The 13,404-nt window shown below is 67.6% G+C and carries 6 protein-coding genes and 1 pseudogene; 1 reads left to right on the forward strand and 6 read right to left on the reverse strand.

From position 1 onward, the window contains the following. Positions 1 to 18: 18 nt before the first annotated feature. Together ABT006_RS30255 and ABT006_RS30260 are read right to left on the reverse strand one after the other, a co-directional pair. Positions 19 to 1,122, reverse strand: coding sequence for a PDDEXK-like family protein (locus tag ABT006_RS30255; RefSeq protein ID WP_350711881.1), 1,104 nt, complete (start codon positions 1,120 to 1,122; stop codon positions 19 to 21). A gap of 718 nt (positions 1,123 to 1,840) precedes the next feature. Continuing rightward, positions 1,841 to 2,719, reverse strand: a complete 879-nt coding sequence (locus ABT006_RS30260; protein ID WP_350711882.1) for an O-acetyl-ADP-ribose deacetylase — start codon at positions 2,717 to 2,719, stop codon at positions 1,841 to 1,843. Positions 2,720 to 2,833: 114 nt separating this feature from the next. On the opposite strand from ABT006_RS30260, the pseudogene ABT006_RS30265 reads away from it, so the two are divergent. Then, positions 2,834 to 3,030: pseudogene (locus ABT006_RS30265) on the forward strand (hypothetical protein). A 392-nt stretch (positions 3,031 to 3,422) separates the two neighbouring features. Here the strand turns inward: ABT006_RS30265 and ABT006_RS30270 are convergent. From ABT006_RS30270 to ABT006_RS30285, 4 genes are read right to left on the reverse strand one after another with little or no spacing between them, the layout of a single operon-like run. After that, a complete protein-coding gene (locus ABT006_RS30270) occupies positions 3,423 to 5,540 on the reverse strand; it encodes a DEAD/DEAH box helicase (protein ID WP_350711883.1) in 2,118 nt (705 codons plus the stop codon). Next, the gene (gene brxD, locus ABT006_RS30275) at positions 5,537 to 6,844 is read right to left on the reverse strand and encodes a BREX system ATP-binding protein BrxD (protein WP_350711884.1); all 1,308 of its coding nucleotides are present in this window, start codon (positions 6,842 to 6,844) and stop codon (positions 5,537 to 5,539) included. The genes ABT006_RS30270 and brxD overlap by 4 nt, the downstream gene beginning before the upstream one ends. Beyond that, a complete protein-coding gene (gene pglZ / locus ABT006_RS30280; RefSeq protein ID WP_350711885.1) occupies positions 6,841 to 9,636 on the reverse strand; it encodes a BREX-2 system phosphatase PglZ in 2,796 nt (931 codons plus the stop codon). The genes brxD and pglZ overlap by 4 nt, the downstream gene beginning before the upstream one ends. Next, a complete protein-coding gene (locus tag ABT006_RS30285) occupies positions 9,633 to 13,376 on the reverse strand; it encodes a DUF6079 family protein (RefSeq protein ID WP_350711886.1) in 3,744 nt (1,247 codons plus the stop codon). The genes pglZ and ABT006_RS30285 overlap by 4 nt, the downstream gene beginning before the upstream one ends. Positions 13,377 to 13,404 lie beyond the last annotated feature (28 nt).

Genomic DNA, 13,404 nt, shown 5'->3' on the forward strand with positions numbered 1-13,404 from the left:
ACTACAGGAGCGACGGGACTACTGCGGTTTGGTGGGCGGGAGAACGCGCGCCATTCCGATGATCAGGTCGTACAGGCTGGAGAGTTCCTGCGAGACTTCTCCGAGGGAGATCGTCGCTGGCAGCTGAATACGGGCGCCGAACATGCACGCGCCAGAGATCTTGGCCTGAGCTTCACCGAACCCGATACCGAGGTATGGGGGTGCGCCACCGGCAAGAATCTCTTGGTGGCCCGCCTTGTCGTGCGGGGCTTTGGGGCGGGCTGGGTTGGTAACCCAATCGCCTCGCGCGCCTTGCATGAGTGGCCACATGGCTGCAAGGTAGTGCCAGTTGTAGCCGGCGGATGTGGTGATGTCCTGCTGCTGCAGGCACACCTTGATCGACGGCCCGCGCGGCTGCCGGGAGCCGCTGCTCAAGTACTTGGGGAAGTCTCGTACCGGCAGGTTTTCCTCGACCTCGACCAGGATTAGGTAGCCCTTCTCCGCAGCCTCGGTGTACAACCGGACGACCCAGCTGACGCCGGCGGAGGAGGAGACAAGATCATGGTGAATCGGCGGTGGAGGTGCGAGCTGCCCGTGAAGCCATGACATCCGCGCACGAAGCGCGATGACGAAGTCTTCCCCGGGCACCAGGTCGTTCCACACTGTTGCGGCATCGACGGTCGGCAGTGCACGGTCTAGGTGCTCGCGCCAAGCGGTCGCACAGGTGGCTACCCAGGAATCCTTGCTGGTCTGATACGCGTCGAGCAGCGTCTCCCATGTGAGCATCCGCCAGCCTGAACTCGGCCCGACGTCAATGACGAGACGGCTAGGAAACACGAGCACGTAGACAGCAGCGTCCGGGACGGCGTCGGCGTACCGCTCCAGCTGTGCGGTACCGAGGCCCGCGAGTACCTTCACCTCAATGACTGCGATCCGTTGTCCCTGCAGCTCGATGATAATGTCTGGCTGGCTCGCGGGATCAACGGCTACCTCCCGGTGGACGACAACGTCGCACAGCGGCCCGGACAACCCAAGCACTTCGCCGAGAGGCACGGGATCGGTCGCAAGCATTACGGCGAGCATGTCCGACCAGCGCACCTCCGACGCCAGTGGCAGAGCAAACCTGATCACGGGCAAAGCCATAACAGTCACCGTCGACCCTACGGCGGCGATCGTCAATCGGGAGCCCGTCCAACCAGACCTACCCGCGCAGCCTGCCTCCGACGGCACCCGGCCATCCCGGCAAGCATTCGCGGCGTTGTTGGTCGCCTACCTACTTCTCCGGGATCGCCCCGATCCTGCACCGGCAGCGGGTTGACCCGCCGCGTTGCGGTCACCGGCGACCTCGACGACATACCCCGACGCCGACACCCTCGCCCCTTCGAGAGGCGAATCTCATCGGACGGATGACACCAGGGCGCCACCATCGCCGGCCCACACGGCAGCGGCATCTTGATCGACGGCAAGGTCGCCGGCCTGTCCCCCACCATCTTGGCAACCCGTCGCCGCGCCGCGGCGGCACCGCTGCCCTTCAGCGCAGCCCGCAGCGCTTGGGGATGTCGATGATGATTGCTGTATTCCCTCGGACGTAAAGCGCCATCTCGATGGGGTGCTCTCGGCGGGCAGTCGTCGACGGGGAGATCGTCGCCTTAGAGGCGGGCGACGGCCCCTCGCTCTCCCGGGCTGCAGAGCCGCATGCACGTGTCGGCGCCGACACAGCGTCTGCTGTGCAGCACGCCGGTCGTCTATTACGTCTTCGACCTGCTGCGCTTGGACGGCAGCCCGACGCTCGAGTTGCCGTACGCGCAACGTCGCGATGGTTTGGCGGTGGCCAGTTGTATCAGGTGTAGGTGAGAGTGAGTCAGTCAGCCGGGAATCCGCCGGATTCACGTAACGCGGCGTAGCGGTCGAGTAAGATCGGCACTCCCGTGTGCAGCCACCACCGAACCTGGACGGCGCCGGCAGACATGCCGTGGCCTGGATCGAACTCGGGGACGTATACCGCTTCGGCGCTGTCGTGCCATCGTGCGAGTTCGCGGCTGCCGAGATGTTCGCCAACAACCTGCTCGATGGTGTCCATGATGAGCGTCCGTAAGGTGAACCAGTCGTCTGGCAGCGGGGTGTCGGCGAACCGCGCGCGGAGTTCTCGCCACAGGTAGGGATCGCCGCGCAGCCCGTACTGGATTGGCTCGCGTTCGAACAAGAAGCCGACCGTGTCTGTGCCGACCGGCGGCGGACACCGAACCCAAAGCGCCGCGCGAGTTTGCTTGTACATGGCTTCGTCGAATGCGACGAGCCGCACCTCGTCGACGCACGTCTCGGCAGCCGCGATGGTCTCGATCGCCGCCGAGATGGCATCGGCGCGCGGCCAGCCGAAGACGCCCGTGCTGATCAGCGGGAATGCGACGCTGCGCGCGCCCAGTTCGTCGGCGGCCTCCAGGGCACGCCGGTAACACGACACCAGCAGCGAGCGGTCGCGCTGTCCGGCGTTGTAGTTCGGGCCGACCGTGTGGATGACCCACCGGGCAGGCAGGTCGCCTGCTGTTGTCCATCCGGCGTCGCCGGTGGCGAGGCCGTTAGGAAACCGGGCGATGCAGTCACGCAGGATCGCCGGGCCTCCGCTGTGATGGATCGCGCCATCCACACCGCCGCCTCCGCGCATAGCCTTGTTCGCCGCGTTGACGATGGCGTCAACGTCCTGCGTCGTGATGTCCCCGAGAACGGCGGTGATGACTGGCACGGCATCAGTCTGCCCGGAGGCACCGACGGAGCACCGACCACCCGGCACAAAGCTTCCCGCTCCTGCCGCTCGCGGTGCAGCCGGACCGCTGACTACGTTTCGGGCCGTCAGAGCGTGGAGGTGCTGCTGAGCGGCGGGCCCAATGCAGGCCAGGTGGTGCCCGGCGTGGGGAGACCGCCGTGTGGCAGGCCTGCCTGCACGAGATCAAACCCGCGTACGGCCACCGGCGCGGCCGTGACCCACGCGTCTACCGGCACCGCCCTGACTGTTGCCAGCCCTACCCCCGAGACGCCCAGGACCGCCGCGAATGACCCGGCAGCCCGCCGAGACGAAGCGGCAGCCAAGATCATGGTTGGGCTCCCTCGCTGCACGCCCATATTGCCGGCCAGCCCTGGGGAACAAGAGGTCGGCTTGGGCGGCCAGCAACGGCGACACGATCAGTGCGGCCCAGCCAACCGGGCGCCACGGCGACGAATAACAATTATTGATACACCTCCACCGAGTGCTTGTACGTGCAGGCCCCCGTCGTGTCCCTCAGCCGGCGGGCCCGGTCGGTGAGGGTGAGGTGTGCCAGGGTCAGCACGCTGGAGGGCCAGAGCGTCGCGTCGGAGGTCCCATCGAGCCCGAGACTGGAGCGGCCACATTCGCGAACCTCGTAGCCGAACTCGAACACGTCACACAGCCAAATCGACCCGCTGCCCGGCTATGTCTGACCGAACCGCGTCGGCTCCTGCAGGACAGCGGTTGCGCCACCGAGGTCGGCGAGGCGAGACGCCAACGTCGCCAGCGCGAGCCGCTCCGGCAGCGCTTCGCTGAACCTAAGTCCGTCAAGAGCTTTCTTGTTGACCTCGGGCAAGCACAGACGCTGATCTGCGTCGGCGATGAGTGCCCGCCATTCTTCCCGAGTGAGATTCGCCCGTAGGCGGACCTGGCAGTCATCGAAGCGTTGGACCGGGTCGACCACCTCGGTCAACGTGGCCGCCAAGGTGGCGTTCGCGCGGAAACCGGCCCAGGTCCACCACCGTAGGTCACCACCATTCCGATCGCGGAGGATGACGCTGCCTCCCGGATGTACCAGCGAGGATCGTTCATCCCGTTCGTGAGCGAGCCGCTTCGCTGCTCGCTGAGTGAGCTTCACAGGGGGATCAGCACCAAGAAGTACCTCCCGCATGGCGCGGCTCAGCTCGAATCCAAGACCTGCCCACCCCCCGGTCATCCAGCAAGCCTTTCCGCCACTCTCGGCGGGTTCGACGAAACAGCGCCGCCGCCGCCAGTCGATGTAGGTGACCCGCCAACTTCGCCCGTTGAGTAGCAGTCGACGGTCGCCCTGCACCTCCTCCGTGAGCAGCGCGGGGTCAACGCGGCCCAGCTCATCGCGGCCCACTAGGACAGTGAACTCGGGTGCTCCGACGAATACCGCTGTCATGCCCATGAAGTGTCGGTGCCCGAAGCGCCGTTCAGCTTCGAGACCGATGTAAAGCATGTCGCTGTCGCTGTCGAGGTAGCCCTGATCGATCAGATGGCGAATGATCGGGGTGGCGCCGCGGCCGAAGGGGTCAAGACTGTTCCACCACTGCGGCCAGTTCTGATCTCCCACCCGGTGTTCTTGCAGGCAGAGCGCGAGCATCTGCTGGGCGACGATGTGCCGTGGCTCTGGCGGGGCGACGACTGGCTCGACCCATCCGCGGCCCCAGAGCACCAGCAGGGCCGCTGCCTCCAGCAGGGCGTCGCCGCTGCGGGTGAGAAAGAGGCAGTTGCGGATGCTGCCGGGCCGCCGACCTGTGCGCCCGAGTCGTTGCAGGAATGAGGCCACCGTCGAGGGTGCGTCGATCTGAATGACGCGGTCGAGATCACCGACGTCGATTCCCAGTTCGAGTGTGCTGGTCGAAACGATGACACAGTCACGCGCCTCGGCGAACGCCTCTTCCGAGCGTCTTCTTTCGTCAGCGGACAGCGAGGCGTGTGACAGGAAGGTGGTGATGCCGCGATCCCGCAGGAGACTGCCGAGCTGTTCTACGGCTTGGCGGGATTCGCAGAAGACCAGCCGTTTCTCACCGGAGTGCAGCCCGGCGAGCACCGTGGCAGCATTTTGCAGGGATCCGACGAAGTCGAGTTCGATTTCGCCCGGCGGAGGTGTCGCCGCAGTCGCTGTCGCGGCGACCGGCAGGTCAGGAGCGATGACGCGTCCGGCCCGAACACCCGCGCCGGAGCCCTGCAGCCAGGTCAGCAAGCGATCCGGGTTGCCCACGGTTGCCGAGAGCCCGATCCGCTGAACGGGCCGGCCGATCAGGTGGGTCAGCCGTTCCAGGACGGCGAGGAGATGCCAGCCGCGGTCGTCGCCGGCAAAAGCGTGCACCTCGTCGACGACCACGGTACGCAGGCCGGCGAAGAACGCCCGATGGTCGACGTTACGGCTGACCAGCATCGACTCCAGGGATTCCGGCGTGGTCAGGACCACGTCCGGGCGGGCAGCCAGGATCGCCCGCCGTCTCGACGCGGTGACGTCGCCATGCCAGAGCGCGGCTCGCCGTCCCAGCCAGTCGGCGTAGCGTTCCCAGCGCGGCAGCAGATTGTTGAGCAGAGCTTTGAGCGGGCAGAGGTACAGCACGGAGGTACCAGACCAGCTCTCGGCTGCCATCCGGGACAACAGCGGAAACGCTGCCGCTTCGGTTTTGCCCCCAGCGGTCGCGGCGAGGAGGAGCGTGTCCTCGCCAGCAAGGAGCGGCCCCACAGCAGCTTCCTGCAGGGGTCGCAGACCCGGCCATTGCAGGGAGTTGACGATGTGGTGCAGCAGCACGGGATGCAGCAGGTTGGCGGTCACACGTCTAGTTTGATGTCGTCGGCGCTTGCGGCGTTGCGTTCCACGTCGGTCATCTCCGCTGCCGACATTGTCGGCGCGTAGTGCTGCCTCGGGTCGAAGTCCGGGAACTGGTCGACCCGGTCGAGGACATCGCCCACCAGCTTCTTCAGATACAGGCGCGGCACGATGCCGACCTTTCCACCCAGGCCGCCGGCAACGGCACGAGCCAGCTGGTCAAGATACGCGTCGTCGACCAGAGTCCGTATCCGGTCGGGAGCAGTTGACCCGGCGGCGTAGAGATCCCGAACGCGGCCACCCAGCTCGGCCAGGGACCCGATCGTGAAGCCCGGCAGACGGATCTGCACGGCCCTGGGGTTGTCGAATCTGGGATCCGTGCCAAAGTCGACGGCAAGCCGTTGCGCCAGCGGGGCGAGCCGTTGCACGCCCTGCTGCCCGTCGTAGAACGCAGGCGTGCCGGTGATGACGAGATGCAGTCCGGGGAAGCGTCCGGAGTGCACCTCGTCGATCATCTGGCGCAGCGCATTGAGTGCCTTGTCCCGGACGTCGCCACGGACCCGTTGCAGGGTCTCGACCTCATCGAGGACAAGGACCAACCCCGGATGGCCGGCGTCCCGCAGGACAGTGAGCAGCCCTTGGAGGAAGGCCATGGCGCCGAAATGGTCGAGCTCGCCACGGATTCCGGCGGCTCGTTTCGCCGACGCCGCGACCTGTGGCTGTCCGGCCGTCCATGCGGCCAGTCCGTCGGCGACGACGGTGTCGCCCGAGCTCAACGCCGCCCGGTAGCCACGCAACGCCAGTGCGAAGAGCGGGGAGTACTTGCTGACCTGAGCGAGCCGCTGTTCGAGGAGCCGATCCACCGCCGCGCCCACGTCTGCCTCCGCGGCGGAATCAGCTTCGAGCGCATCGGCCTCCAGCGTGAACAGCCAGGAGTCAAGAACAGCGCGGAACGCGCTGGATGGTATCGACGCCGTCCGCATGGACTCGGTGATGCGCCGGTACACGGTCTCCAACCGGTGCAACGGCGTCTGGGTCTCGGAGATCTGTACCTCGGCCGCGGCGAAACCGCGGCGGAGAGCCCGCTCGGCCAAGTGTCGAGTAAAGAAGGTTTTGCCAGCGCCGTATTCGCCCCGCACCGCCTTGAACACGGCGCCGCCAGAACTGACCGTGTCGAGCTCACCGTCGAGAGCGGCGGAAAATCGGTCGAGACCGACCGCGAGCAGGTCGAGACCGCTCTCCGGAACGGTTCCACGGCGAAGCGCATCGATCACCTCGCGCCGGCGCCGCTGGGAGACGTCCAGCGTCACGAGGGCACCTCGAACTGCTCGGACAGGAGCGTGACGTCAAGCGTGACCGTGCCGGTCGCTGGTTCGACGGCCAGAACGGCGTACCCCTCGACGTTGAGCAGTTGCTGGACCTGCGTCAGCGCACCCCGCAGTCTCGTCTGGGCGACGCCGAGGGCTTGAGCGGCGGGGATGGGCGCCAGCCGGTTGGCTGTCGCGCCAGCCAGCGCGTCGATGATTCCGACGATCTGATCGTCGGTGACGATGAGGCGGCCAGCGATCTTCCGCTGTGCCTTATAGACGGAGCTGGTCACGACGGCACGGCCGAGCGTCGTCGTCGGTTGCTTAATGACCTCCGGGGCCTGGTCGGACAGGTTCTGCTCAAACGGCGCCTGATCGAACAGAGTCGGGCCGGTCTGGCGCCCCCCTTGATTCTTGCCGCCCGCGGCCTTCGGAGCCGGTGAGTCGGTGGGTGTCGGCGAAACGGCCGCAGAGGTGAGCCACCACGTGGGCTCCTGCGGCGGCAGCAACTCCAGACCGGCCTGGTTGCGGGATTCATCCGGTACGAGGACGGCGACCGGGACGACCACCTCTGCCGCGCTCGCTCCCCCGTGGTAGCCAGCCTTCAGCGGGCCGTACCGGAGGGTCTCGTCGACGGCGAGGACGGCTCGGTGGCCGTTTGTCAGCACGCGAGGGCCGCTGACCTCGATCTCGTCTTCCTGGACGGGAGCGGTGGCCGGGCGAGAACGAGCACTGGAAATCTGGGGGTGCGATCGCTGGGTGCCTTGACGGCGTTCGACGATGTGACCGTGATCGGCGGTCACGACGACGGTCCGTCCTGCGGCGGCCGCCCGAGCGAGTAGCGGTTCGAGGTGTTTGACGGCATCGGCGGTCCAGACCGTGCCCGCGGGGTCACTGCGGTCGAGCGCGTCGTCGATCGTGTTGAGGACGACGGTCACCAGCGGCAGCTCGATGTCGTCGATGGCGCCGCCGACATCCGGGCTGACCGACCAGCCTGCTGCGGTAGTGTCCACCGCCTTTTTGTGGAAGAGCCGCGCGAGGATCTTCCCGCCCTTGGAGGTCACCTCGGCGTAGCCGTGCTGTTCTTCGGATTGCTGCCCGCGGGTGAGGCGGCCGGAGAGCAGAGATGCGCGACTCACCTCAGTTACCGACGGCAACACCGCGAGCGCCGCCGTCCTTCGCAGCGAATCGGCACCAGGCAGGGCGGCCTCAAGCCAGCCGAGCCGCCCGGTCGCGTCGGACAGGATCTCGGTGGCGATGGCGGCGCTCATGCCGTCTAGGACCAGCAGTAGTACGGGTGCCTTGCGGGCGAGCGGAATGACGCAGCCCGGCAACAACTGTTCCAGGTACCAGACGGTTCCCGAGCTGGCTGGCAAACCGCGGCCGGCAGGGGTGGGCGCCGAGGCGAGCGCCCGGGCGAAGTGGCGTTCCTGTGCGCGACGCCGCTGCTGCGCGGCCGTGACGACGGCGTGCAGCGCACCGGACAGGCTCGGATCGTCCACCCCGCCGAACGCGTCGTTGATCGCCGCGTCGGCCCATGCCGCGCTGTCCAGATATCGGCGGGCGAGGAGGCCCAACTCGGGAGTGTCCGCGGGGGTACCGGGCGCGGAATCGACTTCAGTAAGCCATCGGACCAGCCGCACCGCAGCCTCGAAGGGTCCCCGGAACGGCGTGGTCGCGGCGAGCCGGTGGGCCCGCACCGCTGCCCAGGCTTTCTCGACGGTGTCCGTGTCGCCGGCGCTGCCGGGCGCCATGACGGCCCCGCGCAGGCCGTCGGCAAGCGCGACGAAGCGCGCCCGCAATCCGCCGGCGAGAAGTTCAGAGTGGCGGGCCAGCGGCTCGGCCTGGATCTGGGTGAGGATCGCGTCGGCCCGGTCCAGGCAGCGAGCGACGTCGTCGTCGGCGCGCCGATCGTGAATCAGGTCGGACAGCAGCGCGTCCGCGGCTTGCCCGAGGGCGGCCAATGCGGCCGGCGTAGGGCTGTATTCGCCCCACCGCGGTTCGAGCCGGACCAGAGCCAGTTGAGCCTGATGCGTCGTTGGCTGGTCGTACCGGTCGTTGGTCAGCAGCCGCAGAACCAAGCCGAGCGGTACCACGTCGGCGAGTTCACCGCGGGACAGCAGCGCCCGTATCGGGCCTGCCGCCGAGCCCGCACGCTGGGCGATCCAGTCGAGTGTGGTGTCGGCCAGTAGGTCCCCGACGCTACGGCGCAGAGCGCCGAGGGAGGCGACACTGCGCGCGGCGATCGACCAGCGGAGGACGCCGAGGACGTCGGCGGTGTCCGTGTCGAAGTTGAGGTGGATGGCGGCAACGGCACCAAGCGCATGGGTACGGGTGAGAACGCCGGCCGGCGCGGCCGGCCAGCCTGCGGCCGGGGTGGCGGCCACCAACGCCGTGGCCAGCTCCCGGTTGTCCGGGCGGCTGGTCAACGCGGGGTCGATCCCGGCGGCCGCGAACCGGGCCCGGACCGCCTCCCACGGATCCGGTCTGCGCAGCCGCTGCCAGACGAAATGAGCCAGGATACCAGCACCGAGATCGTCGTCGTCACGGTCGGTAACGATCACCAGCCAGTCGCCGTCGCGGTGCTCGCCGAGCATCTCTCGTGCCGCCAGTGCGGACTCGGCCACCCGGACCCGTACGGTCTGGCCCTGGTGTTGCAGGTCGACGGAGGTGGCCCGATCAGGGACGCCGCGGAGGCCGATGACGCCGGTACGGTAGTTCTTGGCCAGGGCTTCGTCGATGATGGCGAGCACCATCGATGCGCTCACCCGCGTCGTGGCCACGGCGACGGTCACGGCAGCACTCGCCATGTCACCTCGACAGTGACGTCGGGGTTGGCGTCCAGGAACGTCCGCACCTGGTTCATGATTTCGCTGTTGCCTGCTCCGCCCGCACGACTGGAACTCCCGGCCGTGGGACCCGACACAACGGATGGCTTCGGCTTAGGCTCAGGATCCGCCGAGGGCGCAGCTTTCGCCAGCCAGCTGAAGATCCCGTCCTCGCAAACTGCGAGCGCGCGTCCGATCGGTACCGGCAGCTCGTCCTGCTCCAGCGCTGACCGAAGGCCGTTGACGACAGCGGCGGCGTCCGCAGCGCGGCTGTCCTCCCCCTTCATCGCCTCACGCAGCGGGTCCAACCGGTGCCACGGAAATCCCGTGAGCGCTTTCCCGACCGTCTCCGCCGAAGCCAGCGACTTGCCTGCCGCGACCGGTGTGGCATCGCCGAGGTTCGCCTTCGCCAGCACCTGAACGAGCTTGACGCCGTCGAGGTGACGCAATTGCTGCACCAGCGCAGACCCGGCTCGAGCGGTCCTCAGCCGGTTACCGTCCGCGATCTCCAGGCGCCGGTACGCCGCCTCAATCGCTCCCACCAACCCGGGCGCCGTCTTCGACAGTTCCGCCGCCTTGGCGGTGACCTGCCCGACGAAATCGGCCACAGCCGGCGCGGTGAGATACGCCCCGGCCACAACGCCCAGCATGGCGCCAGCCACGGTTCGCGCCGACTCCCAATCATCGGCCGACGGCAGCTCCTGAGTGCGCAGCTCCATAACCGGGGTGAGCGAGCCCGGCTCCGGTACGACCGGCAGAGCCGTCTCCTGCTGAAACCAGGCGCGCTGCCGCAGCGCCGCCCACGCGATGATGACGAGGTCGGCGACCTCGTCCCGCAGGCCATGGGCGGGCGACACGTCCCGGATCCAGCGCCGCAGCTCCGCGACGGTCACCGGCCCGTCGGCCGGCTTACCCTGTTCCTGCGCCCGCCGGCCGAGTGCTCGTTCGATCTCCTGACCCCATGGGGTGAACCGATCGTCACCGAGCAGGTAGTGCATCTCCGTGGCCTTACCGACGCCGAGCGGCTCCGCGATCCGACGCACCACTGCGGCATCGGCCTCCAGCTCGACGCGTTTCTCGCTGTCCGCCGCTGTCCGCGCGACGTACCGGGCGACGGCCTTGAGGTCGCGGACCTTGACCTCCACATCACCCGGCTCGAACGCGGGATGCGCCGGGTAGAGGGCCTTGAACGCCTGATCGAGCAAATTGTGGAAGGCCTGACCGAGCGTGGCGCCGACCGGATTGGCCGGGGCGAAGCGCCGCTCGAAGGAGAACAGCGTACGCTCGTGCGACGCGTCCTCCAGAAGGACGCCCGGGCGTGGCGACGCGGCGCCATACGCCTGCTGCACAGCGTCCTCCAGGCTGCGCCGCAGCGTGTTGCGCTGAGACTCCAGAATGGACCGGGCAAGGGCACGGTCGGCCTCGCTGAGGTGGTCGGCCTTGCCCTGCCAGCGCTCGGCGCTGCCGTCGAGCAGCCAGTTGAGGATGACCAGGCGTCGCAGCTCACGGATTTTGTCATCCGATAGGAACCGCGGCAGCCAAACCACGGTGCGCTCCTGTACGCCCCGGGCCACCATTTCGTCCAGCCGTCTTAGATCCTCGACCGTGGAGTGGCCAGGGTCGTCGAACGGGTGATCGATGACGATGCGCCAAGTGTCCGGAGCGGCACGGAAGTGGTCGTCAGACAACCAGCTACGGTCACGGACGTTGCCGAAAAGCACGTCGACCTTGCGCTTCGAGCCACGCCAGACGAAGTCGTACGGATATGCGCCCTGCAGATCCTGAGCCGCCAACGTGACACCCAGGCTTTGGCTGACCAGGTCCTTCAGCAGCTCACGACGCCGGCCATCGTTGTCCTCAGCCTTAGCCCGCTCCACAATCGACTCGTAGTCGACGTCCGACAACTGCACCCTGATCGTCGGATTGCGGTCGTCACCGTCCAGGTGGATCTCCGGGATATCCCGGGCCCAGGTGCGCACCTTGGACAGCACCACGGCCGCCTCACCGCCCGGCAGCGGCGACACGATCGACCCGTGATTCAGCGACGCGAGCCGGGCAGCGGTCAGCGCCATCAGGGCCGGCACCTTCGGAGCGACGGCCGACAGCAGGAGAGTCTTAGCCAACCTGTCATCGGTACGGAAGCCGGGCGGAACCTTCTCTGGCTCTTCCCGCAGCGTCCGCTCGTCGATGCCGTGGATGCCGAGCAGCAGCGGCCGCACCTTGTCCGTGTATAGCTTGTTGGCCGACCGGAAGAGCGCGGCCGCCTCAGCGTCCAACGCCTGCCCGGTCTGCCCCTGAACCACGAGATCGAAGGAATCGCCGACCGGAATGATCTGGTCGATGGTCAGGGTCTCGCGCCGGTCGACGAGCATCTGCTGCATCACCTTGAGCGCGGTCCGCTCGCGCTGCATGACACTGGCGAGGCTGCGCAGGGTCGAGACCAGGGCCGGCGAGAACGGGTACGTGAGGCGGAACGCCTTCTCGTCGGAGCCGCGATGGCGTTCGTCGGTGTTCACGCCGTCGAGGAGCACATCCCAGACGGCGGGGCGCCGGTCGATTGCAGAAAATGCACCTTCGAGAACCGCGGCAGCTTCAGGGTTCTTTGGCTCCAACAGGCGGCGGTTGGCGACGTACGGCAAGTTGTCGTCGCCGAGCGGAATGACCCCGAACCGGCCCTCCTGGTGGCGGAACGCGCGGTCCAGCGCGTCCTGCTCGGCACCGCTCGCACCGGAGTCTGCGAACCAGCGCCGCAGGTCCATCTGCCGGGCCACGAAGGAGATGAGCGGGATGGGCCGCCCGCCGATGGACGACTCGACCAGCTTGGTGAGCTTCTGCGACTCCCGGCGGAAGAACTCCCGGTCCTGCACCGAGAACGCCAGCCACAGCACCAGCTCGTCGAGGAACAGGACCACGGCGTCGTAGCCGAGACTCTTGGCATGCACCGAGATCGCCGCCAGCCCGGTGTCCAGGTCGACGTACTCCGCCTGCTGGGTGTACGAGCGGAAGTACGTGTCGACCAGGGCCGACACAAGCTTCTGCCGGCTGGGACTCGCCGCCGAGGCGCCACGCGCCTCGGCGTAGCGGACCGCATCCCACTCACCGGCGCCCAGCACGGCGGCCCACGGGTCGGCCTTGCCGTCGCCCGCACCATCTGCCTCGCCGTTGAGACCGGCGAAGAACTGCCGGTCACCTAGCTGCGCCCGGTAGCGCTCGGCGTCTTCTAGAAGCGCGTCGGACTTGTGAACGGCGGGCAGTGGCGCACTTGGATGACGTTCGGCGATCTGGCGAATGTATCCCTGGAAGAGAGCCTCCTCCATCGTCCGCGCACCGAGCAGGTGGAAGGCGAGCGGCAGGATCCTCCGGTCGGCCAGGACGGGATCGTGACGCGCCACCACGGGCTGAAGCTCAGCCTTGGCGCGGGCGGCCGGCTCGTGTTGAAGAAGGGCATGAAGTACGGCCATGAAATGCGACTTACCCGAACCGAACGAGCCGGTCAGGAACGAACCACGGCTCGTACCGGAGGTGACGCCCTCGGCCACCAGGCCCATCGCTGAGTCGAACGCCTCGACCAGCGCATCGGTGACGACGTATTCGTCGAGCGTGCGCTGGACCGCGTTGTGCCCGACCGAGTCGGTCAGTCGCAGGACGTAGTCCTCCGCGCCGGCACGCTCGGGAATGGTGATGACGTCGCGGAGCGGGGTACTCACGCCTTCTCCTCAAGCTGCATCGTCATGG

The sequence above is a fragment of the Micromonospora sp. NPDC002717 genome (assembly GCF_040295705.1).
Taxonomy (GTDB): domain Bacteria; phylum Actinomycetota; class Actinomycetes; order Mycobacteriales; family Micromonosporaceae; genus Micromonospora.

Excerpts from the sequence above, each read along its gene's own strand:
- ABT006_RS30255 (WP_350711881.1), bottom strand. The coding sequence starts at position 1,122 with ATGGCTTTGCCCGTGATCAGGTTTGCTCTGCCACTGGCGTCGGAGGTG.